The sequence below is a fragment of the Phyllobacterium sp. T2-21 genome (assembly GCF_055378485.1).
Map to the genome: position 1 here is coordinate 1,597,692 of NZ_AP027912.1, position 23,995 is coordinate 1,621,686.

The 23,995-nt window shown below is 60.6% G+C and carries 21 protein-coding genes and 1 tRNA gene; 15 read left to right on the forward strand and 7 right to left on the reverse strand.

Translation table 11 applies throughout. The annotated features are described in order from the left end of the window. Positions 1–55 precede the first annotated feature (55 nt). On the reverse strand, positions 56–982 hold the full coding sequence (locus ACZ5FP_RS07990; RefSeq protein WP_464662953.1) for an SDR family oxidoreductase: 927 nt from the start codon (positions 980–982) through the stop codon (positions 56–58). A 99-nt stretch (positions 983–1,081) separates the two neighbouring features. Between ACZ5FP_RS07990 and ACZ5FP_RS07995 the strand changes: the two genes are divergently transcribed. Together ACZ5FP_RS07995 and ACZ5FP_RS08000 are read left to right on the forward strand one after the other, a co-directional pair. Further along, positions 1,082–1,681: a TetR/AcrR family transcriptional regulator gene (locus ACZ5FP_RS07995; RefSeq protein ID WP_464662954.1), complete on the forward strand. Its 600-nt coding sequence runs from the start codon at positions 1,082–1,084 to the stop codon at positions 1,679–1,681. Positions 1,682–1,788: 107 nt separating this feature from the next. Continuing rightward, on the forward strand, positions 1,789–3,147 hold the full coding sequence (locus ACZ5FP_RS08000) for an esterase-like activity of phytase family protein (protein WP_464662955.1): 1,359 nt from the start codon (positions 1,789–1,791) through the stop codon (positions 3,145–3,147). A gap of 45 nt (positions 3,148–3,192) precedes the next feature. Here the strand turns inward: ACZ5FP_RS08000 and ACZ5FP_RS08005 are convergent, their stop codons facing one another. Beyond that, the gene (locus tag ACZ5FP_RS08005; RefSeq protein ID WP_464662956.1) at positions 3,193–4,590 is read right to left on the reverse strand and encodes an aminotransferase; all 1,398 of its coding nucleotides are present in this window, start codon (positions 4,588–4,590) and stop codon (positions 3,193–3,195) included. 92 nt (positions 4,591–4,682) lie between these two features. Further along, on the reverse strand, positions 4,683–5,024 hold the full coding sequence (locus ACZ5FP_RS08010) for a hypothetical protein (RefSeq protein WP_346306505.1): 342 nt from the start codon (positions 5,022–5,024) through the stop codon (positions 4,683–4,685). Between the two features lie 302 nt (positions 5,025–5,326). On the opposite strand from ACZ5FP_RS08010, the gene ACZ5FP_RS08015 reads away from it, so the two are divergent. From ACZ5FP_RS08015 to ACZ5FP_RS08025, 3 genes are all read left to right on the forward strand, one after another. After that, positions 5,327–5,593, forward strand: coding sequence for a hypothetical protein (locus tag ACZ5FP_RS08015; RefSeq protein ID WP_464662957.1), 267 nt, complete (start codon positions 5,327–5,329; stop codon positions 5,591–5,593). Positions 5,594–5,650: 57 nt separating this feature from the next. Then, on the forward strand, positions 5,651–8,080 hold the full coding sequence (locus tag ACZ5FP_RS08020) for an alkaline phosphatase family protein (protein ID WP_464662958.1): 2,430 nt from the start codon (positions 5,651–5,653) through the stop codon (positions 8,078–8,080). A 118-nt stretch (positions 8,081–8,198) separates the two neighbouring features. Further along, positions 8,199–8,999 carry a DUF1499 domain-containing protein gene (locus tag ACZ5FP_RS08025; RefSeq protein WP_464662959.1) on the forward strand — a complete coding sequence of 267 codons (801 nt, stop codon included), beginning with the start codon at positions 8,199–8,201 and terminating at the stop codon, positions 8,997–8,999. On the opposite strand, the gene ACZ5FP_RS08030 is transcribed toward ACZ5FP_RS08025, so the two are convergent. Further along, positions 8,984–9,889 carry an MBL fold metallo-hydrolase gene (locus tag ACZ5FP_RS08030; RefSeq protein WP_464662960.1) on the reverse strand — a complete coding sequence of 302 codons (906 nt, stop codon included), beginning with the start codon at positions 9,887–9,889 and terminating at the stop codon, positions 8,984–8,986. The two genes, ACZ5FP_RS08025 and ACZ5FP_RS08030, sit on opposite strands and share 16 nt — an antisense overlap. A gap of 105 nt (positions 9,890–9,994) precedes the next feature. On the opposite strand from ACZ5FP_RS08030, the gene ACZ5FP_RS08035 reads away from it, so the two are divergent. From ACZ5FP_RS08035 to uraH, 7 genes are all read left to right on the forward strand, one after another. Next, positions 9,995–10,582: a biotin transporter BioY gene (locus tag ACZ5FP_RS08035; RefSeq protein ID WP_346306500.1), complete on the forward strand. Its 588-nt coding sequence runs from the start codon at positions 9,995–9,997 to the stop codon at positions 10,580–10,582. A 33-nt stretch (positions 10,583–10,615) separates the two neighbouring features. After that, positions 10,616–11,572: an allantoinase PuuE gene (puuE, locus tag ACZ5FP_RS08040; protein ID WP_464662961.1), complete on the forward strand. Its 957-nt coding sequence runs from the start codon at positions 10,616–10,618 to the stop codon at positions 11,570–11,572. Further along, positions 11,569–12,069 (forward strand): ureidoglycolate lyase, encoded by a 501-nt coding sequence (locus ACZ5FP_RS08045; protein ID WP_464662962.1) that lies wholly within the window; start codon positions 11,569–11,571, stop codon positions 12,067–12,069. Before puuE ends, ACZ5FP_RS08045 begins: the two co-directional genes overlap by 4 nt. A 203-nt stretch (positions 12,070–12,272) precedes the next feature. Next, the gene (gene xdhA, locus ACZ5FP_RS08050; RefSeq protein ID WP_464662963.1) at positions 12,273–13,688 is read left to right on the forward strand and encodes a xanthine dehydrogenase small subunit; all 1,416 of its coding nucleotides are present in this window, start codon (positions 12,273–12,275) and stop codon (positions 13,686–13,688) included. Further along, positions 13,685–16,030 carry a xanthine dehydrogenase molybdopterin binding subunit gene (gene xdhB / locus ACZ5FP_RS08055; RefSeq protein WP_464662964.1) on the forward strand — a complete coding sequence of 782 codons (2,346 nt, stop codon included), beginning with the start codon at positions 13,685–13,687 and terminating at the stop codon, positions 16,028–16,030. The genes xdhA and xdhB overlap by 4 nt, the downstream gene beginning before the upstream one ends. Next, positions 16,017–16,520 (forward strand): 2-oxo-4-hydroxy-4-carboxy-5-ureidoimidazoline decarboxylase, encoded by a 504-nt coding sequence (gene uraD / locus ACZ5FP_RS08060; RefSeq protein ID WP_223611490.1) that lies wholly within the window; start codon positions 16,017–16,019, stop codon positions 16,518–16,520. The genes xdhB and uraD overlap by 14 nt, the downstream gene beginning before the upstream one ends. A gap of 10 nt (positions 16,521–16,530) precedes the next feature. After that, complete coding sequence (gene uraH / locus ACZ5FP_RS08065; RefSeq protein ID WP_464662965.1) at positions 16,531–16,887, forward strand: hydroxyisourate hydrolase; 357 nt, start codon at positions 16,531–16,533, stop codon at positions 16,885–16,887. Positions 16,888–17,051: 164 nt separating this feature from the next. Here the strand turns inward: uraH and ACZ5FP_RS08070 are convergent, their stop codons facing one another. After that, positions 17,052–18,227 (reverse strand): DUF2793 domain-containing protein, encoded by a 1,176-nt coding sequence (locus tag ACZ5FP_RS08070; protein ID WP_464662966.1) that lies wholly within the window; start codon positions 18,225–18,227, stop codon positions 17,052–17,054. Between the two features lie 253 nt (positions 18,228–18,480). Here ACZ5FP_RS08070 and ACZ5FP_RS08075 point away from each other — a divergent pair, with 253 nt between their 5' ends. After that, on the forward strand, positions 18,481–20,349 hold the full coding sequence (locus tag ACZ5FP_RS08075) for a polysaccharide biosynthesis protein (protein WP_464662967.1): 1,869 nt from the start codon (positions 18,481–18,483) through the stop codon (positions 20,347–20,349). A gap of 86 nt (positions 20,350–20,435) precedes the next feature. Then, positions 20,436–21,359: a glycosyltransferase gene (locus tag ACZ5FP_RS08080; RefSeq protein WP_464662968.1), complete on the forward strand. Its 924-nt coding sequence runs from the start codon at positions 20,436–20,438 to the stop codon at positions 21,357–21,359. Here ACZ5FP_RS08080 and ACZ5FP_RS08085 read toward each other — a convergent pair whose 3' ends face one another. Continuing rightward, positions 21,360–22,361 carry an MraY family glycosyltransferase gene (locus ACZ5FP_RS08085; RefSeq protein ID WP_464662969.1) on the reverse strand — a complete coding sequence of 334 codons (1,002 nt, stop codon included), beginning with the start codon at positions 22,359–22,361 and terminating at the stop codon, positions 21,360–21,362. A 442-nt stretch (positions 22,362–22,803) separates the two neighbouring features. Here ACZ5FP_RS08085 and ACZ5FP_RS08090 point away from each other — a divergent pair. Further along, positions 22,804–22,878, forward strand: a tRNA-Gln gene (locus tag ACZ5FP_RS08090). A 46-nt stretch (positions 22,879–22,924) separates the two neighbouring features. Here the strand turns inward: ACZ5FP_RS08090 and ACZ5FP_RS08095 are convergent. Beyond that, positions 22,925–23,893, reverse strand: a complete 969-nt coding sequence (locus ACZ5FP_RS08095) for an NAD-dependent epimerase/dehydratase family protein (protein WP_464662970.1) — start codon at positions 23,891–23,893, stop codon at positions 22,925–22,927. Between the last annotated feature and the right edge of the window lie 102 nt (positions 23,894–23,995).

Consider the following 23,995-nt stretch of genomic DNA (forward strand, 5'->3'; position numbering starts at 1 on the left):
TGAAAACGATTGCACGAACCACGCACCACGCGTTGGCAATCAGCTTTAATACATCTCATTCCACAGTATCAAATCCAACCCCTGTCAGATGTTCCGACATATCCCACAGCTTCGCCGCCACGGCGGTATCTTTGGCCTGCGGCATGACCTTGGCCGGTTCTGGCGGTCCCTTCAGCTCATGGAACCAGTTCGGGCCGTAGTAGCCGCTGCCGGTTGCGGCAGGAGAGGTGGCGGCGAACAGCGTCGGCAGCGAACCGTCGGCAGCGGAATGACTGGCAAAGGGTTGCATCAGCATGCTGACCCTGGATAGGAGCCCACTTGCGCCGGGGCCATTGGAAATAAGTTCGGTACGGGCAAAGCCGGGGTGTGCCGCATTGCTCATCAGGCCCCAGCCGGCGGTATCGCTGCGGCGTTGCAACTCGAAGGCGAACATCAGCATTGCCAGTTTCGACTGGGAGTAGGCCGGCCACGGCTTGTAGGTCTTTTGCCATTGCAGATCGTCGAAATGAATTTTGCCGCTGCGATGGGCTAGACTGCTCAGATTGACCACGCGCGGCCGGTCCCCTCTGATCAGCAGGGGCAGCAAATGTGCCGTGAGAGCGAAATGACCGAGATAATTCGTACCGAACTGCAACTCAAAGCCGTCGCTCGTCGCCTGCCGGGTGGGCGGTGCCATCACGCCAGCATTGTTGATCAGCAGGTCAAGGCTCTGGCGCTGCTCCCGCATGCGGTCGCTGAACGAGCGCACCGATGCGAGGCTGGCAAGGTCGAGTTCCTCGAAACGGATGTCCGCGCCGGGAATGGCAGCCTTGATCCGTGCGACGGAAGTTGCCCCCTTGGCCGTATTGCGCCCGGCGAGAATGATCGCGCCGCCCGCGCGGGCGAGGGCAAGCGCTGTCTCGTAGCCGAGGCCGCCCGTGCCGGTCACAATGGCGGAGCGGCCACGCTGTGAGGGAATATCCGAAAAAGTCCAGTCTGCCATGATGCGTACTCGCGTTGATGATCGTTGGCATTAAATATGCACTCAGTGCAAATTTGCAAGTAGGGCAATTATTTGCCATAAGATGCGCCGGAGACAGACATGACGGACACCCTATCAACCCAGGAAGGATTGCGGGCACGCAAGCGGCGCGAGACACGCCAGCGTATCGCCGAGGCGGGACTGCGCCTGTTCCTGAAAGACGGTTTCGAGGCCACGACGCTGGATGCCATCGCGGCGGCCGCTGATATTTCACGCCGGACGTTTTTCCATTATTTCAGCTCCAAGGAAGAGGTCGTCAACGCGTTCGAAAGCAGCACCGATGAGGCATTCCGGGCGGCCATTGCTGACGAGCCTCTTGATGAAGCGCCGCTCGATGTCGTCCGCAACGCCTTTCTCAAGGTCATAGCCAGCTATGAGACCAAACAGGCGATCGCCATCGACGGCCTGTTGCGCTCGACTGAGGCTTTGTGTGCCCGCAAGCAAGCCAATTATCAGCGCAAGGAGCAGATGCTGTTCGACGCGTTGAGTGAGCGCTGGCCGGAGCCTGAGAGGCGGGCGGGCCTGCGGCTGGTGGCCATGGTCAGCGTCGGCGCACTGCGGCTGGCGGCGGAAACGTGGAGCGCCGAGCAGGGGCGACGTCCTCTGGCGGACTATCTGCAAGAGGCATTTCACGGTTTGCGAACCGAAATCGCCACCTGACCAATCCGGCAGCGTCACCAAAACTTCACGGAACAGTCAAACGGCAGAGATGCACGGCACCTAATCCTGCGGGCTCGATCCACGCACTCGAACCTCAGGTGAACCCCATGCGACCCCTCTTTGCCGCTCTGCTCTGCGCTTCCTTTCTGGTTCCTGCCTCGGCCCTGGCCGCGGATCAGGAATTCAAGGCGAAACTCGTCTCCCATGCCATCCTGCCGGCCAACACGATCATCAAGGCACCGGACGATGCGCCGGAACACCTGAAGACCTCGGGCAAGTTCACCACCGCCGACCGCAAGCGGGCGGAAGGTCTGGCGACCGTTCCCGGCAAGGACGGCGTGCGGCTGACCGGCCTTAGTCTGCCATTCGATGGCCAGCCGGTGCAGGGCTTTTCCGGTATCAAGGCGGTCGGTGATGGCACCTACTGGTCGCTCTCCGACAACGGTTTCGGCACCAAGCTGAATTCGCCCGATGCCATGCTCATGCTGCATCACCTCGCTTTCAATTGGGACAAAGGCACGGTCGAGCGCAAGGAAACCGTGTTCCTGCGCGATCCGGACAAGAAAATCCCATTCCCGATCGTCATGGAAGGCAGCGATACCCGCTATCTCACCGGCAGTGATCTCGATGTCGAATCGATCCAGCCTGTCGCCGACGGCTTCTGGATCGGCGAAGAGTTCGGCCCCTATCTCGTCAAGGTGACCCGCGACGGCAAGGTCACCGACGTCATCGCCACCAAGGTCGGTGATCGCGCCGTCCGTTCGCCCGACAATCCGGCCATCACCCTGCCGGCCAATCCGACGCTGAAGAACCCGGCATTCAACCTCAAGCGTTCCGGCGGCTTTGAAGGGCTGGCGCAGTCAAAGGGCGGCAAGAAACTCTACGGCCTGCTCGAAGGCCCGCTGTTCGGCGATGACGGCGTGGTGGAAAAGGTTGACGGCCAGCCGGCGCTGCGCGTCATCGAATTCGATGTCGCATCGAAGAACTGGACCGGCCGCAGCTGGCTCTATCCGCTGGCACCGGGCGGCGAGGCGATCGGCGATTTCAACATGATCGACGACACGACGGCGCTGGTGATCGAACGCGACAATGGTGCGGGCACCGCGGCAAAGGCGTGTGCCGACCCGAAGACGCCCAAGCCCGATTGTTTCGATGTGCCGTCCAAGGTCAAGCGCATCTACAAGATCGAAATGACCGACCAGAATGTGGGCGCCGCCGTGCGCAAGATCGGCTACATCGATCTTCTCAACATTGCTGATCCTGACAACAGGAAGCGCCAGGGCGGCGGCGAGGGCTTTTACGACATGCCGTTCGTCACCATCGAGAATGTCGACGTCGTCGATGCCAGCCACATCATCGTCGGCAACGACAACAACCTGCCATTCTCGGCCGGACGTGCCCTCGACAAAGCCGATGACAATGAATTCGTCCTGCTGGAAGTCGGCGATTTCCTCAAGGCACGCTGAACCGGATACGGGGCGGCGCAAGCCGCCCCGTCTCTTTTTGAGAAATTAGCTTATTGCGCGCAGATTGTTCTTCGCGACGTGCTCTTCCGTATCGGCCAATGCCAGCTCGAAGCGGTTGAAGAGCTCGTTCAGCTCCGCTTCCGTGATGATCATCGGCGGGCAGAAGGCGATGGAATCGCCGATGGCCCGCAGCACCGCGCCGTGGCCTTCGAGGAAGCGGGCGAGCTGTGCGCCGACACCGTGCGCCGGATCGAAGGAGCGTTTGGTTGCCTTGTCGGCCACCAGTTCCACCGCACCCATCAGGCCGGAATTGCGCACTTCGCCGACCAGCGGATGATCGATGACCTTCTTCAGACGTGCTTCGAAGGTCGGCGTCAGGCCGCGCACATAGTCGACGATGTTGCGGCGCTGGTAGATCTCGATGGCCTTGACCCCGAGCGCGCAGCCCAAGGGATGGCCGCCATAGGTGAAACCGTGGCCGAACGTGCCGATCTGGGCGCTGTGATCCACATAGGCCTGGTAGACGTCTTCGGGAACCAGCACGGCGCCGAGCGGTGCATAGGCCGATGTCAGCTGCTTGGCCGCCGAGATGGTGGTCGGCGTCATGCCGACGGCCTGGCTGCCCCACCAGTGGCCGGTGCGGCCAAAACCGTTGATGACCTCGTCGGCAATGATCAGGATGTCGTGCTCGCGCAGGATCGGCTCGATGGCGGCGAAATAGCCCGATGGCGGCACCAGCACGCCGCCTGCACCCATCACCGGCTCGGCGATGAAGGCGGCGATGGTGTCGGGGCCTTCGCGTTCAATCATGTCGCGCAGCGAATCGGCAAGACGCGCCACGAATTCCGCCTCGCTCTCGCCCGCCTGGCCGAAACGGTAGTAGTGCGGGCAGTCGGTGTGCAGGATGCCTTCCACCGGCAGATCCCAGCCCTTGTGGTTATAGGGCAGGCCGGTCAGCGACGCGGCCATGATGGTCACGCCATGATAGGCCTTGACGCGCGAGATGATCTTTTTCTTCTTCGGGCGGCCCAGCGCGTTGTTGTAATACCAGGCGAGCTTGACCTGCGTGTCATTGGCTTCGGAACCCGACGAGGTATAGAAAACCTTGGAGATCGGAACAGGCGCTATTTCCTTGAGCTTTTCGGCAAGCTCGATCGCCGGTTCCATGCCCTTGCCGCCGAAGAGGTGGTAATAGGGCAGGGTGCGCAGCTGCTCGGTCGCAGCGTCGATCATTTCCTCGTCGCCGAAGCCGAGACCGGCGCACCACAGGCCCGCCATGCCCTCGATATATTCCTTGCCCTGCGTGTCATAGATATAGACCCCCTTGGCATGGCCCATCACCAGCGGTCCTTGATCCTGCAATTTATGGAGGGGGGTATAGGGATGCAGGATCGAATCGATATCGCGCTGCTGGACATTTGTAAGGGGGCGGCTGCTCGCCATTTCATGACTCCATTTTGATGGGATGGGGCGAGCTTAGCCAGACTTGCCGGAAAGAGCAAAGCGGCTTCCAAAAGAAAACGTCGCCTGCGTCGTTATTCCGGGCGAAGGCCCTTCATCACGGCCGCATAATCCTTGCCGAGCCGGGTGAGCAGCGTGGTTTCATCATCTTCGGCCGAAACGGTAAGGCTGGTGCCGTCATTGCCGAGCATGACGAAAACGAGCTGGTCGACGGCACCGTCCGACAGGGAAATGGCCGCAATGCGCTGCTGGTCCCCGTCTTCCGGCGCGCGAATGTTGAAAACAACCTCCCCGCCGACCAGGGCCGCGGCCTTCTGCAAAACGCCTTCGAAACCGTCGGCAACAATATCCTGTGCGCCAAGCGCCAGTTCGATCTCGACAACTTCAAGCGAAACCGCTTTGCCAGTCTCAGGCATTCTATCCGGCCTCGTCATTTTGCGTTGTAAAAGCGGCTTGCTTGCCCGCCTTCTATCCTGCCCTGAATCACCGGGGCGATGATGTCAGCTATGTGACAGCCGATCTACTCATAAAGTGTAAACGGTTGAGATGGTTCGGTGGCGGGCAGATGCCGCCCGGCGCCGGGTTGTAGGCGATTGCGTCATCAGAGCTTCATACACTGCGGGCATTCATGTGCCGTTGCCCATATTCAAACTCAAAAACCGATTTCATTTTTTAGACACTGCATTTTCAGTCACGCATTCATTAACCGGAGGGGATTTTGAAACCTCGATTTTTTCTATTGCTCCCATTGCTTTTTCTCACCGCCTGTTCCGACACTGAACAACCCGACCCAAATGTCGTCTCAGCATCGACATTTGACGCGGCACAGTTCGACGAACTGAAGAACCAGATTGCTGCGCTTGCCAATCAGAACGCCGGTTTTGCTGCGGATGCAGCCGAAATGAGGCGACTTCAGGATGAGATCAACCATCTGAAAGCCGCCGAATCTGCTCGCTTGCAGCCTGCTGTCGAGGTTTGTCAGTAAGGCGTTCGATCCAAAAAAGATAGTTATTTCAATATTTTATTATCCTGGGAAGCTACTATGGACAGACGCGATTTTATCAAGATGCTCGGTATCGCCGGCGTCAATACCGCCGCCTATGCGGCATGTTCGGCCTATATGCAGGAGGCTTTAGCCAGTTCAACCGTTGTGGAAGATATGCTGAGCGCTTCGGCGCACTGCCGGAAAGGCTCGCTGGCGGATATCGAGCATGTGGTCATTCTGATGCAGGAGAACAGGTCCTTCGACCATTACTTCGGCACATTGCGTGGTGTGAGGGGCTTCGGCGATCCGCGGCCGCTGAAATTGAAAAATGGGGAACCGGTCTGGCACCAGGCGCAGTCGGACGGTTCGGCGCAAATGGTAAAGCCGTATCAACTGCCGCAAGGTGATACGCCGGACGAGGAGGGTGGCGCGGGCGGTGTCTTCCTGCAAGACCCAGCCCATGATTACAAAAGCGGTCTTGCCGCGTGGAACAGCGGCCTCATGGACAAATGGATTCCGCAAAAGGGCATCGTGTCCATGGCCCATTACACCGAACGGGATATTCCGCTCTATTTCCAGCTGGCCAAAGCCTTCACCATTTGCGACGCCTATTTCTGTTCGCACAATGGCGGAACCGACACCAATCGCATCTATTTCTGGACCGGAACCAGCAAAGGCCGCTACGACAACAGCCATTTTCCCTTCGGTACGCCGCACAAGGTGCTGGGACGACCTGATTGGAAGTCCTATCCGGAAGTATTGGAAGACGCGCTCAAAAACCTTGAATCGCGTGAACAGAAGGTGAGGCAGGAACTGGAAAAATGCCTGAGCTGGAAGTTTTATCAGGATGGCCTGGGGAGCGATGTATTCACGGGAAACTACGACAATAATACCCTGGAAGCCTTCGCAAATTTTCGCAAGGAAAACACACCGATCTATACGAAAAGCCGATTAAAAAACTCGGTATTGCGGACCGATGCGAACCAGCCGTCGAAGTTTGAGCAGGATATTGCTTCGGACAAGCTTCCCGCCGTTTCATGGATTATCGCGCCGGAAGCGTTTTCCGAGCACCCCAAATACCCCCCGCATTTCGGCGAGTATTATGTAAATGAGATACTGCGCGCATTCGCTGCCAACAAGGACGTCTGGAAAAAGACAGCGTTCTTCATAACCTATGACGAGAATGGCGGCTTTTTCGATCATATGCCGCCACCCGTGCCGCCTTTAAGTTATCCCGAAGCCGCTGCGTGGTACGGCATACCTGCAAAGGCTTTGTCGGAGGGCATAGAGGTCACGTCAACACGATTGAACAACGAAACAGGAAAAGAAGAAGGGCGTGATTTCAATTCGGAAAATGCATTCAAGGAAAAGCTGGCCGATAAAGAAACCGGCGATGAAAAGAAGGAACGTGAAGCTACACGGCCTTTGGGGATGGGCATGCGTGTCCCGTTGCTGGTCATTTCTCCATGGAGCGCCGGCGGGCGTGTTTGTTCCGAAGTATTCGATCACACCTCGTTCATTTCATTCCTCGACACGTGGATCGAAAAACGATTTGCGGCAAAGGGGGAATATTTCAAAAGGCCAAGCCTTCCGAATGTTTCTTCCTGGCGACGGGCCGTTGCAGGCGACCTGACCGGTACATTCGATTTTAACCGCGAGGCGACCGGAACAATTGATGCATTGATCAATAAGGCGCTGCCGGTAAAAATTCTAACTGACGGTGAAAAGACCAACGCAAAGAAAAAAGCGGACAATCCACTCAAACCCAAGATCGAGCACGTCAATGCCGATCCCAATGCAAAAAAAACGGTGGCAGTGAAGCAGGATCGAACACAGTGCGATTTGTTGCCGCTTGGTTACGATTTTCAGGTCAGCTTTCGGTTTTCTTCCTCCATGACTGCGTACCCGGAGTGTATTTTTAAAAATTCAGGTAAGTTGGGCGTGTCATTTGTACTTTACAACTATAATGAGCAAGCTTGGCTGCAATCCCAACCCATAAGCGTGGAAGGAATAATGCTTGGCGATCCGGAGTTGACGATTTCTTGCCCGTTGTCCGTTGGGGCTGATATGAACTATCACCATGCTGTCTACGGGCCCAATGGCTACTTGGCCGAAGCTCGCGGCACTATATTCGACGGTACCGAAACGGCCTTTTATTTCAACTGCCATATAACGCCCGATAAAGACGGCAAGGCACTCACTTTTGATTTGCAAAATTGGCCCACGGCCAACGGCAAACTGAAAATGATCAATGCCTACTATCCCGATGAAAAGCCGACGATTGTTTCCAATGGTACAGACAAGGTTGACGTCGCCACAAAGGACGGCTGGTACGATGTTTCCTTCGTCGATGCGGTGAACACGGACAGCAGGTATCTGCGCCGCTATGCGGGCCACATTGAAACCGGCAAAATGAGCCGGACCGATCCGGCCATCGGGATGATCTACGACGAGACGGCGCGGGTCTATATCCCGGCAGTGGTCTAGCGGGCAGGAGCCTTGGCAACGGCCGGCGGCCGCGGGGCCTGCCGTTCCAATGCTTGTCTCACCGGGGAAATACGGTTAGCTGTTCATGTCAGTCACAGACCAGCCATATCGGGATTCCATGCGACACCACATCCGACGCCGCCAATCGATTTCCGCCAAATGGTCGGTGCGGATCGCGTTCCTGTCGGCCATCCTGTTTGTCCTGTCCGGCCTGGGGCACCGCTTCGAGCGGATCGAAACCCCCGAGTTTCTCTGGCTGCTCGCCATTGTGGCGGCCCTCGCGGTGCTGGCGCTGCTGCTCGGCATCAAGGGATTCACCAGCCTGTGGCGCCGCGGCGACCGCGGCGGCCCGTCCGCCTTCTGGGGCGCGGTGATCGCGCTGGTGGTCCTCGGGCCCTTTGTCGTGACGGTCTACCAGGCGATGACCCTGCCGGCGATCTATGACGTGTCGACCGATGTCACCGAGCCGCCTGCGCTGTTTGCCCTGGCCGGTCAACGGACGGACCGCATGAACCCGCTGGTCAACGATCCGCACAGCCGCGCCCTGCAGGCCAAGGCCTATCCCGAAGTGACGGGCCGGCGCTACGAAGGCTCGCCGGACCGCGTTCTCGATGCCGCCGTGACGGTGATCACCAACAATGGCTGGACCATCATCGATCAGAAGGGCGTGCCCGGCGACGACGAGGAAATACTCATGGAAGTCGTGGCGCGGACCTGGCTGCTGGGCTTCACCAGCGACGTCGTCATCCGCCTGAGCGACGAGGGCGAGACCACCTATGTCGATATGCGGTCGGTCTCGCGCTACGGCATTCACGATCTTGGCGAAAATGCCGGGCGCATCGCCCGGTTCATGGCAGACCTCGATGCGCAGGTGCAGAATGCGCAGCCGGAGGAAGACACCACTCAGCCGGCCCAGTAGACGCCGTCGATGGAGGGGTTGCCTTCCGTATGCACCTTGCCGCGGGCAACGAGATCTTCCAGATGGGCAAGCACCGACAGTCCCGCCGCGCCGTGCAGGCGCGGGTCGGTTTCCCGGTAGATGACCTTGACCATGGCGGCGATCGTGCGGTCGCCCAGTTTGACCCGCTCGAGCACGGCGCGCTCGCGCATCTTGCGGTGGGCTTTCAGACCGCGCACGAAGGTTTTCGGCTTGGTCACCGCACCGCCATGGCCGGGAAGATAGACCCGGTCATGCCGCTCAAGGAGCCGGTCGAGCGAAGCCATGTAGTCCGACATCGAGCCGTCGGGCGGCGCCACGATGGATGTGGCCCAGGCCATCACATGGTCGGCGGAAAACAGGATGTCCGTTCCCTCAAGCCCGAACACCACATGGTTGGCCGTGTGGCCGGGCGTATGAATGGTGCGCAGGGCCCAGCCATCGCCTATGATGACCGAATTGTCGGCAGCGGCGATATCGGGCACGAAATCATAGTCGCCGCTGGCATCGAGCAGGTTGATCTCGCCAATATGCAGCGGCCGGGCCGGGCGGTGCGGGCCTTCCGCCACCAGCGTGGCGCCAAGCTCGGCTTTCAGCACCGTTGCGAGCGGCGAATGGTCCCGGTGTGTATGGCTGACAAAGATATGGCTGACCGGCCGCCCGGCGATGGCGCGCAGCAATGCCGTGTGATGGGCATCGTCAACTGGACCCGGATCGATCAGCGCCAGCGTATCGCGGCCGATCAGATAACTGTTGGTGCCGAAAAAGGTGAAGGGGCTGGGATTGTTGACCGTGATGCGCTTGATATCAGGCGCAATCTCGACGGCTTCGCCATAATGCGGCGCAAAAGAACTGTCGAAAACGAGGGACATGGGGGTGTGCGGACCTTGTGTATGGCCTTGCGCATATTGCGCTGCGGCGTCATCCCCAATATACCCTTTTCAACGCGTGGCGAAAGCCGATCCGGAGGATAGAACATGATTGCTGCCCAGACCCGTTCCCTTGCTGAAACCTTCCAGCCGGAAGGCCAGCTTGCCAAAGCCGTATGGTTTGTCTCGCTTGCCCTTGTCGGCACGGCGCTGATGACCCTTGCGGCGAAGACCAAGATCGACATGGTTTTCGTCAATGTCACCATGCAGACCTTCGCCGTTTTCGCCATTGCCGCCGCCTATGGCTCGCGCCTGGCCGTGGCCACCATGGCGCTTTACCTGCTCGAAGGTGCGCTCGGCATGCCGGTTTTCACCGGAACGCCGGAAAAGGGCATCGGCCTTGCCTATATGGTCGGCACCACGGGCGGCTACCTCGTCGCCTATCTCGCCGCAGCCTGGGTTGTCGGTCTTGCCGCTGACAAGGGCTTTGCCCGCAACCCCGTCGCCATGGGTGTTGCCATGCTCGCCGGTGAGGCGATCATCCTCAGCCTCGGCTTCCTCTGGATGGCTTACCTGCTCGGCTTCGAGAAGGCGTTTGCCTTCGGCGTAGGCCCGTTCATCGTTGCCGATATCCTGAAGCTGGCGCTGGCCGCCGCCATTGTCCCGGCCGTCGGCTCGCTGCTCAAGCGCCGCTGATTCCTGCTCTTTGCACCCCCTCTGTCCTGCCGGATGGAGGGGGTGCAGCATTGTCTGTTGGAGAGGCACTCCGTGTCCGATTACCCCCGCGATCTCATCGGCTTCGGCCGCAATACCCCGGACCCGAAATGGCCGGGCCATGCCCGCATCGCCGTGCAGTTCGTGATCAATTACGAGGAGGGTGGCGAAAGCTGCATTCTCGACAATGATCCGGCGTCGGAAAACCTGCTCTCGGAAATCGTCGGTGCGGCGGCGTGGCCGGGGCAGCGCAATCTCAACATGGAATCCATCTACGAATACGGCTCCCGTGCCGGCTTCTGGCGGTTGTGGCGCATCTTTACCCGCCGCAACCTGCCGGTCACGGTCTATGGCGTGACGCTGGCCATGGCACGCAACCCGGAAGCGGTGGCCGCCATGCAGGAAGCCGATTGGGAAATCGCCAGCCACGGCCTGCGCTGGCTGGAGTACAAGGATTTTCCGGAAGACATCGAGCGCCAGCACATCCTCGAAGCCGTGCGGCTGCACACCGAAATCACCGGCTCGCGCCCGCTCGGCATCTATCAGGGCAAGCCCTCGGACAACACGCTGAAGATCGTCATGGAAGAGGGCGGTTTCGTCTATTCCGCCGACAGCTATGCCGATGAACTGCCCTATTGGGTAAAAGGGCCGAAGGGTCCGCATCTGATTGTTCCCTATACGCTCGATGCCAACGACATGCGGTTTGCCACGCCGCAGGGTTTCAATACCGGCGACCAGTTTTTCACCTATCTCAAGGACACGTTCGACGTGCTCTACCGGGAAGGGCAGGAAGGCGCGGCCAAGATGATGTCCGTCGGCCTGCATTGCCGTCTTGTCGGACGCCCCGGACGGGCGGCGGCGCTGGAGCGGTTCCTGGATTATGTGCAGGGGCACGAGGCTGCCTGGGTGACGCGCCGCATCGATATCGCACGCCACTGGCACGAGCATCATCGCCCGGACAGTGCCGTATGACCATCTCTCTGCTTGCCGTCCAGCCGCTGACCCGCGCGGCGTTCGAACCCTTTGGCGATGTGATCGAAACCGAGGGTGCCGACATACGCCTGATCAACAATGGTACCACGCAGCGTTTTCACGATCTGGCCCATGTCGATGTGAGCGGGGCGGAGGCGCGGGTTCTGGTCAATATTTTTCGCGGACAGGCTTTCGCCCCACCCATCAACATCGCGATGCTTGAGCGCCATCCCCTCGGCAGCCAGGCATTCTATCCGCTGCAGGACCGGCCGTTTCTCGTCGTCGTGGCGGAAGACGATGCGGGCCGTCCGGGGCAGCCGAGGGCGTTCCTGGCACAGGGCAATCAGGGCGTCAATTACGGCCGCAATGTCTGGCATCACCCGCTGATTTCGCTGGAAGCGGCGTCGGATTTCCTCGTGGTCGATCGCGGCGGTGCGGGGGACAATCTTGAAGAGTTTTTCTTCGGGGATGTGGTTTATCGGATCGAAACGGTCTGAATCGCAGATAGGCGGTGCGTGGTTCGACAAGCTCACCATGAGGGAGAGTGAGGATTGCAGGGAGCTATATTCTGCAACCTTTGCGATTGGCATTGCAGCCAAACCACGTCCCTCACGGTGAGCTTGTCGAACCACGCACCAAGACACCACGAACTTCCCTCTGCCCCTTGACGCTTCATCGCTGCCGGATGAAGCTGTGCACCATGTCACAAACGATCAAATTTTTTCTCAATGGTCAAAAACAGCTGGCGTCGGTCCGGCCGGATATGACGGTGCTCGACTGGCTGCGCAGCGCGCCGCGCCTGACGGGAACCAAGGAAGGTTGCGCCGAGGGCGACTGCGGCGCCTGCTCGGTGCTGATCGGCGATCCCTCTGGTGATTCGGTGCGCTATCACGCCGCCAACAGCTGCATTCTCGCCATGGGTCAGCTCGATGGGCGAGCGCTGGTCACCGTCGAAGGCCTGAAAACCGAAGTCCTGCACCCCGTACAGGCGGCAATGGCGGAAAACGGCTCGTCGCAGTGCGGCTTCTGTACGCCGGGCATCGTCATTTCGCTGGCCGGCCTTGCCGCCAGCACGGCACATCCCGATGACCACGAAATCCACGATGCGCTGGCGGGCAATCTGTGCCGTTGCACCGGCTACCGCCCCATCGTTGAAGCCGCCCGCAAGGTGGCAGGTGCTGGCGGCGCTCCGATACCGGGCCTTGAGGTGAGGGCATTCGCCGAGATGGAGCCGCAAAAGGCGGTATCGGCCGATGGTTCGACCTTCCACCAGCCGCAAACGCTGGCGGACCTTTTGCAACTGCGCAAGGACAGGCCGGATGCCCTGCTGCTCGGCGGCGGCACCGATCTCGGCGTGGCGCTGGCCGATTACCATGCGGATTGGGACGATGTCATTTCGCTGGCGCATGTGCGGGAAATGCGGGCCATCGGCGAGACGGACAATCATCTGAGTTTCGGGGCTGCCGTGACCTGGGAGGAGGTGCTTGCGCGCGTCGCCGGTTCCTATCCGTCCTTTGCCACGCTTATTCGCCGTTTCGGCTCGACCCAGATTCGCTCCATGGGAACCATTGGCGGCAATATCGGCACCGCAAGCCCCATCGGCGACGGCCCGCCTGCCTTGATCGCGCTGGGCGCCGATGTGGAATTGGCCTCGCTCAACGGCCGCCGGTTCATGGCGCTGGAGGATTTCTTCCTCGACTATCGCAAGACGGAGTTGCGGGCCGACGAAGTGATCGCATCGGTCTCCATCCCCAAGCCGAAGCCGGGGCAGGATTTTCGCGTCTACAAGATTTCCAAACGCTACGATCAGGATATCTCGACGGTCTGCGCCGCTTTCTCCATCACCCGCGAGGATGGCCAGGTCCGCAGCGCGCGCATTGCCTTCGGCGGCATGGCGGCAACACCGCGCCGGGCGGTGGCCGCAGAGCAGGCGCTGGTCGGCACGCAGTTCGATGCGAAAGCGGTCGAAGCCTGCGCGGCGGCAATCACCGCGACGTTCAAGCCGCTCGACGACTGGCGCGGCAGCGCGGATTACCGGCTGCAGGTAGCAGCCAATCTGGTTGAGCGGTTCTGGCGGGATGTCTCCGGCGAGACCGTGGAAGTGATGGCGCTATGACCGACAATGCTCCCCATACTGTCCAGCGCAGCATCGTCGGCAAGGGCATTGCCCATGATTCCGCCGCACGCCACGTGGCGGGCGAGGCGAACTACATCGACGACATGCCCGAACTGCCCGGCACGCTGCACGCGGCCTTTGTTCTTTCGCCGGTCGCCCATGGGCGGCTGAAATCCATCGATCCGGCGCAGGCGCTGGCGATGGAGGGCGTGGCCGGTGTCTGGTGGGCCAGGGATGTGCCCGGCCACAACGAGGTCGGCCCGATCCTCAATGGCGAAACGCTGTTCGCCGAGGATATCGTCGATCATGAAGGGCGGGTCATCGCCGTCGTTGCTGCCCGCGATTTCGAAACGGCCTATCGCGCCGCGAAGAAGGTCAAGGTCGACATCGAACCGCTGGAGCCGGTGCTGGATATCGAGAAGGCGCACCGGCGCAGGAGCTATGTCCTGCCGCCGCAGGAAGTCATCGACGGCGATGCCGCGACGGCGATTGCCGGTGCACCGCATGTTTTTTCCGGCACGCTGCACATGGGCGGGCAGGATCACTTTTATCTGGAAACCCAGATCGCCTATGCCATTCCCGGTGAAAATGGCGAGATGCTGGTGCACTCTTCGACGCAGCATCCGACTGAGGTGCAGCACCATGTGGCGCTGATCCTCGGCCTGCATGCCAATGCGGTGGAATGCCAGGTGCGGCGCATGGGCGGCGGTTTCGGCGGCAAGGAAAGCCAGGCGACGATCATCGCCGGGGCGGCGGCACTGGTGGCTGCCAAGACGGGAAAGCCGTGCAAGCTGCGGCTGAAACGCCGCGACGACATGGCGGGAACCGGCAAGCGGCACGATTATGTGGCCAACTGGAAAGTCGGTGTCGATTCACGCGGCCGCATTCGCGGGCTGGATGTGGAATATCTCGCCCGCGCCGGAAACCTGCCTGACCTCACCGGCCCTGTCATCACCCGCACGCTGACGCATACGGACAATGCCTACCATATTCCGCACGCCCGCTTTATCGGCCATGCCTGCAAGACCAATACGGTTTCCAACACCGCCTTCCGGGGATTCGGCGGGCCGCAGGGCATCCTGACCATCGAGAACATCATCGATACCATCGCGCGGGAGCTGCAGCTCGATCCCAACAACGTCCGCGCCATCAACTATTACGGCGATGAAACCGGCGCGGTGACGCCCTATGGCCAGCCGGTGGAAGACAACCGGCTGATCGAGGTGACCGAAGCGGTGCTGGCCTCGGCCGACTGGCGCCAGCGGCGCGCCGAGATCGATGCGCATAACGCTGCCAATCCGGTCATCCGCCGGGGGCTGGCGATGATGCCGGTCAAGTTCGGTATTTCCTTCAACCTGACCTCGCTCAATCAGGCCGGTGCGCTGGTGCACGTCTACCTCGATGGTTCGATTTTCCTCAACCACGGCGGCACGGAAATGGGGCAGGGCCTGTTCGTCAAGGTGGCGCAGGTCGTGGCGGAAGTCTTCCAGGTCGAGCTCGACATGGTGCGCATCTCCTCCACCGCGACGGGCAAGGTGCCGAACACCAGCGCTACGGCGGCGTCCACCGGCTCCGATCTCAACGGCATGGCGGCCTTCAAGGCAGCCACGGCGATCAAGGCGCGCATGACCGCCGTTGCCGCCGAACATTTCGGCGTGCAGGAAGCGACCATCGTCTATCGCGAAGGCCGTGTTCACGCCGATAACGAATCCATATCCTTCGGCGAACTGGCCAAGATGGCCTGGCTCAAACGGGTACAGCTGTCGGAAGCCGGGCACTACGCCACGCCGAAAATCCATTGGGACGGCAAGACGATGAAGGGCCGGCCCTTCTTCTATTTCACCTATGGCGCGGCGGTGACGGAAGTTGCCGTCGATACGCTCACCGGCGAGACGCGCTGCCTGCGCGCCGATATCCTGCAGGATGTCGGCTCGCCGCTGAATCCGGCGATTGATCTCGGCCAGATCGAGGGCGCCTTTGTCCAGGGCATGGGCTGGCTGACCTGCGAGGAACTCTGGTGGGACAAGACAGGCAGGCTGCGCACTGTCGGGCCGTCCACCTACAAGATTCCCGGATCGCGCGATGTCCCGCCGGAATTCAATGTGCGCATTCTCGACAACGCGCCCAACCGCGAGGAAACGGTGTTCCGTTCCAAGGCCATCGGCGAGCCGCCGCTGATGCTCGGGGTCTCTGTCTGGCTCGCCATCCGTGATGCCATTGCCTCGCTGGCGCAGGGTGCCATCGCTCCCCGGCTCGATGCGCCCGCGACGCCGGAAAACGTGCTGCGTGCGGTCAACGCACTGAAACAACGCATGAAGAAAGATGCCGATGACTCTCGATGAACTGAACGATGCCGCGCCTGAAACCTTCGTCAAGGCGCTGGGCGGTATTTTCGAGCATTCACCGTGGGTTGCGGAAGCCGTGGTGCCGCTGCGGCCCTTCGCCAGTGTGGAACTCCTGCACGCGGCCATGGCCGGTGCCGTCGACAAGGCCGGGCAGGTGGCGCAGCTTGGCCTCATCCGTGCCCACCCGGACCTTGCAGGCAAGGCCGCCCGCCAGGGCAGCCTGACGGTGCACTCGACCAGCGAACAGAAGGGCGCCGGGCTTGACCGGCTGACGGATGGCGAATTCGACGAATTCCACCGGTTGAATGACGGCTATCAGCGGCGGTTCGGCTTTCCGTTCATTCTCGCCGTACGCGGTCATGACAAGCATTCCATCCTGGCGGCATTCAGGACGCGGTTGCAGAACAATGCCGGCGAAGAGGTGGCCGAAGCCCTGCGCCAGATCGCCTTGATCGCCCGGTTCCGACTTGACGATCTGCTAGCCTGAGAGGTCATCCATGGGAAAACTGTCCACACATGTGCTGGATACGGCGGCCGGGTGTCCTGCCGCAGGCATGATGCTGAAACTGCATCGGATCGACGCGGATGAGATCAGGCATCTGCTCAAAACGACGGTCACCAATGCCGATGGCCGTACCGACGCGCTGCTGCTGCCGCCCGGCGAAATGGCGGTCGGGCGCTACGAGCTCAGTTTTTTTGTCGAGGCATATTTTCGGGCAAAGGGCGCTGCTTTGGCGGAACCTGCCTTTCTCGATGTGGTGCCTATCCGTTTTGCCATCGCGGATGTGGAGGCGAATTACCACGTGCCGCTCTTGGTGACGCCATGGTCCTACTCAACCTATCGCGGCAGCTGAGGAAAGTTTTGCAGTGCAGTGGTGCGTGGTTCGACAAGCTCACCATGAGGGATGGAGCGGGCTGCAGAGAGCTAAGTTCTGCAACGTCTGTGATTAACCTTGCACCAAACCACCTCCCTCATGGTGAGCTTGTCGAACCACGCACGATAAAAAACCAGTGCCGCTCATCCGTAAATCCCGATCACATTGAATCGCCTGCGCTCGTCCGCTTTGAAGATGAGCAGATTGCCGGATGATACCGGTGAAGCGATGGGGCATGGGATTGTCACATCCCCGCCCGCCCCGTTGCCCAGCAACACCCCTTCCTGCGGGAAGGCCCCGCCAAGCTGCTTTTGCATGAGCGGCGAGATATCGAGAGCGATGGTCTGATTGGCCGGATCGGCGGTCTGGATCGCATCGCCCGCGGCCCACGGCCGGATATGGGCGGGATCGCTGACCTGCAGCTGATCGCCAGCGGTATCCCATTTCGCCCAAGCGGACTGGGCCGGAGATTTGCTGGTGTTCCAGATGCGGACCATGGCGACGCCGCGCATGCCCGTGGCAAAGATGCCCGCCGCCGCCTTGCCTTTCAGTGACAGCAGGTCGGCGGAGACGGACGCACAGACAGCGCTGCCCGCGGCGGGTTCGAGAACGGCGGTAGCGCCGCCATCGGGCAGGAAAATCAGCCCGGACAGTTTCTTGCCCGTCCTCGGCTGGACGATGCCACCGGGAAACTGCACTGCCCCGGTTCTGCTGTCGGCAAGCAGGATATCCCGCCAGTCCTTGCCGTCGATGCTGGCCTTGATGGAAAAATCCCGGTTCCAGATCGTGCCGATCTCGACGCGGCCCTGATAGGCCGACTGAAAAAGAATGGACGCGAGCTGCTGGTCGCCTGCCTTGTTGATTTTCAGCTGATGCCCGCTGCCCGCATGGTCGAACAGCGAGGCGGGGCTCTTCACGCTCAGGCGGTTCGTGTCATCCGCCTGGGTTTGGATGCCGACGCGGTCGACGGGATTTGTTGCCGGACGGAAATCGGTCCACTGTCCCTGATTGAAAATTGTAAGGCAGTTCTCGGCAACGATCCATGCGCGCCATCCGTCCCGCGGCTGGAAGAATGCCCACGCGCCATCCTGCCACGCCGCGACGTGCCCGTCCTTGCCACCCCACGCACCGGACGCGCCGGATGCGATACAATAGCGGTTGCCTTCCCGTGGCTCGGCCGGCGGCTCCTTGAGTGTTCTGCTGACCACGCAAAGCTGCACGAGGGCATCCAGCGCCCGGATGGCCTCATTATGGGTGACATGCTTCTGGGCTTGCGACGGTGCGATGTAGGGGAGCTGAAGGTTCGGTGTCTGGTCCATGGGGCGTTGTTCCATCGTTGGAAAAAAGCCAAGGATAAACGCAGCCAGTCTGTGTTGGATAAAGTGGCTGAAAGGACAACCGCCGATTGACCGCCAGACGATGATTGCATTTATGTAACCCTATGTTACTGGTCTTGAAACTATTGGGGAATCCAGGGATGAGCATCTCCATCTCACAAATGCCTCAAATTGGACTTTAAGGAAAATTGCAGTTTCTCATGTCACCCAGGCATTCCGTAAGCACCGAGGATCAATGAAATTGGAAAATTTTCGGCAACGCATCGCCATGATGCCGCGTCGTTACAAGCAGGTGCTCCTTGTCAGCTTTGACATGGTGGTGCTGACATTTGCGGCCTGGTTCAGCTACGTGCTGCGGTTCAACACCCTGTTTATGCCCAATACCGAGCAGGCGATGCTGATGATCGCTGCCCCCCTGATCGCATCGCCGGTGTTTATCCGGTTTGGCCTTTACCGGGCGGTTATTCGCTATCTGCCGGATAAAGCCATCTGGACGATGATGCAGGCGGTGACCTTTTCGGTGATCATCTGGGTGGTTGTCGCGTTTCTGACCCAGATGACCGGTGCCGAAGGCGTGCCGCGCGCCGTCCCCTTTTTGTATTGGGTCCTTGCCGTTGTCCTGATCTGCGGCAGCCGTTTTGCCGCCAAATGGCTGCTGTGGAGCCCGATTCGTGAAAAACTCCTGGCCCGGCAGTGCCTGATATTCGGCGCCGGCGATGCGGGGCGCCAATTGGCCAATGCGCTGCGCAGCCAGAACGAGGTTTTCGTCGCCGGTTTCATCGATGACGATGCCACGCTGCACGGCATGGACATTCTCGGCATCCGCGTCTACCCGACCGCGCAGATCGAAGATCTCATCGACAGTTTCGGCATCAACGAAATGATCGTGACCACCTCGTCGCTGAGCGGCAATCAGCGCCGTTTGCTGATGGGCAAGCTCAAGTCGCTCAATGTCAAGGTGCGCATCCTGCCGGCGATTTCCGACCTGACGGCCGGAAAATACATTGTCAGCCATCTGCGCGATATCGATATCGACGATCTCCTGGGGCGCTCGCCGGTGCCGGCCCACCCCGACCTTCTCGACAAGACGGTGGAAAACCGCGTCATCCTGGTGACCGGTGCCGGCGGATCCATCGGTTCGGAACTCTGCCGGACGATCGTCAAGCTGGCCCCGGCCAAACTCGTGCTGTTCGATGTGAACGAGCACAGCATCTATCAGCTTCACCGCGAACTCGCCGGTATCAGCGATTGCGTTCTGGTGCCTGTCCTTGGCTCGATCAGCGATGGCCCGCTGCTCAAGGTGGTGCTCGATCAGCACAAGGTGGAGAACGTCTACCATTGCGCCGCCTACAAGCATGTGCCGCTGGTCGAGGAAAACGTCGTCGAAGGCGCCCGCAACAATGTCATCGGAACCGATGTTCTGGCGGCCGTGGCCCGCGAGGCGGGTGTCCGCAATTTCGTCCTCATCTCGTCTGATAAGGCAGTGCGTCCATCCAATGTCATGGGTGCAACCAAGCGTTGGGCCGAGCTGATCGTGCGCTACCATGGCGACGTGGCGAAGACGCACGGCACCGGCCAGATCTTCACCTGCGTCCGCTTCGGCAATGTAATTGGTTCCAGCGGTTCCGTCGTTCCGCTGTTCCGCGAGCAGATCGCCCATGGCGGTCCGCTGACGGTGACCCATGACGAGATGACCCGCTATTTCATGTCCGTCCGCGAAGCGGCGGAACTGATCATTCAGGCCGGCGCATTGTCGGAGGGCGGCGACATCCTGCTTCTGGAAATGGGCGACGCCGTGCGTATCCGTGATCTCGCCGAAAATATGATCCTCCTGGCGGGGCTGTCGGTGAAGGACGGCAAAAACCCCCATGGCGACATCGAGGTCGTCACGATCGGTATCCGCGACGGCGAAAAGCTGCATGAGGAACTCTTCTACGATCCGACGGGTGTTTCGGCGACGAGCCATTCCAAGATTCTGCGCGCCAGACGGCGGGTGGCGCCGGTCGACCATCTGCCTGCAGCGGTCGAAGAACTGCGCGGGCTGATCGCACAACAAAACCCGGATGCCGTGCGGGCCCTGCTTTTCGAGAAGGCTCTCAGTTAACACGGGACCTCAATCTTGGCGAGATTCCCGTGCAGAAACGGCTGCACTGGTTTCACCGAAACAGACACGAAGCGGGATAGCGGTTGTTGAAAAGGGCTCCATCATCAGGAACGGTTGCCGTCCTCCTGGAAACCTTCAATGGTGCCGCATGTCTCGACGCGCAATTGGCCTCCATCGCCGCGCAAACCTATCCCGATATCGATCTGTGGGTCTCGGACGATGGGTCGACGGATGGCAGCCGGGCGATCCTGCAGCAATGGGCACGGCGCTGGACCAAGGGCCGGGTGACCCTGCTGCACGGCGCGGGTGAAGGGCGAAGCGAAAACTTCCGGTCGCTGATCACCAATCCGGCCATCGAGGCGGAATATTATGCCTTTGCCGATCAGGACGATATCTGGGAGCCGGAAAAGCTTGCCGCCTCCATCCGCTGGATCGAGCACAATGCCTTTGCCGTGCCATCCCTCTTCTGTTCGCGGACGCTTACCATCGCCGAAAATGGCGCCATCATCGGTTCGTCGCCGCTTTATGCGCGCCCGGCGGAATTCCGCAATGCGCTGGTCCAGAACATTGCCGCGGGCAGCACGATGCTTTTCAACCGCAAGGCACACGATCTGCTCACGGCGTCGTGCCGGACGACGCAATTTTCCAGCCATGACTGGTGGTTGTATCTGATTGTCTCCGGCGCCGGTGGCGTGGTGCATTTTGACCCGCAGCCGCTGGTGCGGCACCGCCAGCCGAGCCGTGGCGAGGGCTGGAAGGGGCAACTGGCTGCCTTGCGCGCCCGCTTCGCCGTCCGGTTTGCCGATCGGGCCGATCTCAACATTCAGGGGCTGGTGCGCAACCGCGATCTGCTGACCGTCGAAGCGCAGGCGACCTGCGATCTCTACTGGAAGGTGCGATCCGACAACGTCATCCGGCGCATTCTCGCCCTGCGCCAGTCTGGTGTTTACCGGCAGACCTTTCCGGGCCAGGTCGGGCTTTATCTCGCCGCCATTTTTCGCAGGCTCTGATCAGGCCGCTGTCCGTCGGCGGAAGCGCAGCAGCACGGCGGAAACGCATACAACCGCTATCGCAATACCGGTCAGGCGGACCGGAATGCTGGTGGAACTCGCGGCAAATGCGCAGATGCCCAGAATGACATTCAGTGCAGCCACGGTCAGCACAACCTGCCACACGCTCCACCCCGACCGTTTGGCAACCTGATAGGCGTGCTTGGAATGGGCGGCGAAAATATTGTCGCCCTCGAGCAGGCGCTTGATCAGCGTCGTCGTGGCGTCGGCAATGAAAAACAGCGGCAGGATCAGTCCGGTGGCAATGCGCATGTCGCGTGCGACCATGAAAAAAGCGAGGCCGCACAGCAGCCCCAGCGGCAGGCTGCCGGAATCGCCGAGAAACACCGTGGCCTTGGGGCGATTGAACAGGGCAAAGCCGCAGAGCCCCCCGGCTGTGGCCGCTGCGATGCTGCCGCTGGCCACGCCCGCCAGGCCAAAGGCCGCGAAGCCCGCGAGAAAGGCAAGCGGAATGCCCATGCCGGATACGACCATCAGGTCGAGGCCATCCATGAAATTGGTCAGGTTGATGAAATAGACCAGCGCCAGAACAAGCAGGCCCCGCTCAAGCAGGACCGGAAAAAAATCCGGAAGCAGGCGGAAATCCGGCCCGAGGCCGTAAACGCAAAGGCAGGCGGCGATCAGCTGCGCGATGATCCGGATGCTTTCCGGCAGGTGATGCCGGTCGTCGAGCATCCCCGTGATCCAGAGGATCAGCGCACCGATGGACGCGGTGACGAGAAAGCGCTGGTCGAGACCCATCCGCGCTCCGAACAGCCAGAGGAGCGCCACGACCACCGGCACGATGGCAAGGCCGCCAAGCTGGCGTGCAGGCTGAGTGTGGTTTGAGCGTTCATTGATTCCCGCGGCCAGGAAATGACGGGGCAGCAACCGGATGAGAACGGCAAGAAGCACGGCGCTGGCAATGGCGGCAAGGACAAAGACGGTGAGGATCGGCGACAAGGCAGCGGCACCCTTAATCTAGGGTCAGGACCCATTAATCTGGTCGAAATGGTATGAGGCCATTTGTTTGGTTACAAGGAGCAAAGACGAAGGCAATGTGGTTCATTGTCGAGTCTTTGCGACGATGGAGCCGGGCAAATGGACCATATCCTGCGGACGCCGAAACGGCTGCAAGCTGCCGTGTCGAACTGCTCGGCCGGGGGGAAGACCCCGCCCTTCGCATCTCTCCTCGCATCTTCTTGCCGTTTCAGGCGCCATTTCGATCATATTAATGAGTCCTGCCCCTAGAGCTTGGCGAATTGTTCACACCCTTGTCATGAAAATAATGCCGAAACAATTGTGAAAGAGCGACAAACTGGGCAATCATTCACGTTGCGCAAGCTGGAACCAGAGGTTATAAGGCCGCGCTGTCCTGCGGTGCAATGCACCCGCATCGGCATTTTGGGGCGTAGCCAAGTGGTAAGGCAGCGGTTTTTGGTACCGCCATTCCCTGGTTCGAATCCAGGCGCCCCAGCCATGTCACAGCAATATCCAAGCCATTGAATATATTCATATAACCGGAATCAACCGCGTTCGGCTGCACGGCTCGCGGGCAAAACCGACTGCGCGATCCGCAACCCGGAATCAACGGTCGGTTCCCAGCCGGTTGATTCCAGCAGGGCGGCGCTTGCCACGAGATTGCCGTTGAGTGTCTGCCAGCGCTGCTGCTGGCCGGTCACGGCAGCGGCGAGATGCAGCAGTCCGGCGGGAATGCTGACCAGTCCGGCGTCCCGGCCCAGGCCATGCCGGATCGCCGTGACGATTGCCGCCGCTGTCATGGGCCTCTTGTCCGCGACGATATAGATGCCCCCGTCCGTGTTCGTGCTGCACAGGCTGTGCAGGATGGCGCGGCACAGCGCCGAGCGGTCAAGCACCGAGCGTTGTCCCGTCAATGACTGCAGCGGCAGGGGTATCTTGCGGGCCGCGAGCCTGATCAGGGCCGCCATGTTGCCTTTGACGCCGGGCCCGTAGACAAGGACGGGACGCAGGATGGTAAAGTTGCGCCTTGGCATCGCCGCGGCGATTTCCGCCTCGGCGGCAAGTTTTGCCCGGCCGTAATCATCGCTTGGCCGGGGCGGCGACAGCTCGGTGACCAGACCCTCCTGCGTGGCCCCCGATTGCGCCCGTATCGACGAAAGGAACACCAGCTTGCCGATGATCGCCTGATCCGCAGCCCTGGCGAGTTTGGCGGCGAGGACACAGTTCACATCGTGGTAGAGCTGTGCCGCCTCCGGCAGCCGCGTGTGAGCGATGGCCGCCAGATGCACCACATGATCAAACCCGGCGAGCAGCCGCGCGAAATCTTCGTCCGGGGCGGCGGGTGAGGGCAGAGGAATCGTTTCAATCGGGAGGGTCGCCGGGCTCGCCGATGAGCGCGAAGCGCCGGTCACCTGATAACCGGCGGCCATGAGGTGCGGCACAAGCTCCTGTCCGATGAAGCCGGAGGCGCCCGTGACGAGGACCTTGCCCTTGACCATTTTGTGAAACCCCATTCCTGAACCTCACTCATATCAAGAGGTGTCGCCGCCAATCAATGCGCCAATCCATATTCATGGCGGGGAAAGCGGATTTCCGGCTGCGGCCGCGCCAAAAAT

Bases quoted from the DNA above. Each gene is read 5' to 3' on its own strand.
- xdhA (WP_464662963.1), top strand. From the start codon at position 12,273: ATGTCACAAACGATCAAATTTTTTCTCAATGGTCAAAAACAGCTGGCG.
- uraD (WP_223611490.1), top strand. From the start codon at position 16,017: ATGACTCTCGATGAACTGAACGATGCCGCGCCTGAAACCTTCGTCAAG.
- xdhB (WP_464662964.1), top strand. From the start codon at position 13,685: ATGACCGACAATGCTCCCCATACTGTCCAGCGCAGCATCGTCGGCAAG.
- ACZ5FP_RS08045 (WP_464662962.1), top strand. From the start codon at position 11,569: ATGACCATCTCTCTGCTTGCCGTCCAGCCGCTGACCCGCGCGGCGTTC.
- ACZ5FP_RS07995 (WP_464662954.1), top strand. From the start codon at position 1,082: ATGACGGACACCCTATCAACCCAGGAAGGATTGCGGGCACGCAAGCGG.
- ACZ5FP_RS08020 (WP_464662958.1), top strand. From the start codon at position 5,651: ATGGACAGACGCGATTTTATCAAGATGCTCGGTATCGCCGGCGTCAAT.
- uraH (WP_464662965.1), top strand. From the start codon at position 16,531: ATGGGAAAACTGTCCACACATGTGCTGGATACGGCGGCCGGGTGTCCT.
- ACZ5FP_RS08075 (WP_464662967.1), top strand. From the start codon at position 18,481: ATGAAATTGGAAAATTTTCGGCAACGCATCGCCATGATGCCGCGTCGT.
- puuE (WP_464662961.1), top strand. From the start codon at position 10,616: ATGGAGGGGGTGCAGCATTGTCTGTTGGAGAGGCACTCCGTGTCCGAT.
- ACZ5FP_RS07990 (WP_464662953.1), bottom strand. From the start codon at position 982: ATGGCAGACTGGACTTTTTCGGATATTCCCTCACAGCGTGGCCGCTCC.
- ACZ5FP_RS08005 (WP_464662956.1), bottom strand. From the start codon at position 4,590: ATGGCGAGCAGCCGCCCCCTTACAAATGTCCAGCAGCGCGATATCGAT.
- ACZ5FP_RS08095 (WP_464662970.1), bottom strand. From the start codon at position 23,893: ATGGGGTTTCACAAAATGGTCAAGGGCAAGGTCCTCGTCACGGGCGCC.
- ACZ5FP_RS08070 (WP_464662966.1), bottom strand. From the start codon at position 18,227: ATGGACCAGACACCGAACCTTCAGCTCCCCTACATCGCACCGTCGCAA.
- ACZ5FP_RS08030 (WP_464662960.1), bottom strand. From the start codon at position 9,889: ATGTCCCTCGTTTTCGACAGTTCTTTTGCGCCGCATTATGGCGAAGCC.
- ACZ5FP_RS08025 (WP_464662959.1), top strand. From the start codon at position 8,199: ATGCGACACCACATCCGACGCCGCCAATCGATTTCCGCCAAATGGTCG.
- ACZ5FP_RS08035 (WP_346306500.1), top strand. From the start codon at position 9,995: ATGATTGCTGCCCAGACCCGTTCCCTTGCTGAAACCTTCCAGCCGGAA.
- ACZ5FP_RS08000 (WP_464662955.1), top strand. From the start codon at position 1,789: ATGCGACCCCTCTTTGCCGCTCTGCTCTGCGCTTCCTTTCTGGTTCCT.
- ACZ5FP_RS08010 (WP_346306505.1), bottom strand. From the start codon at position 5,024: ATGCCTGAGACTGGCAAAGCGGTTTCGCTTGAAGTTGTCGAGATCGAA.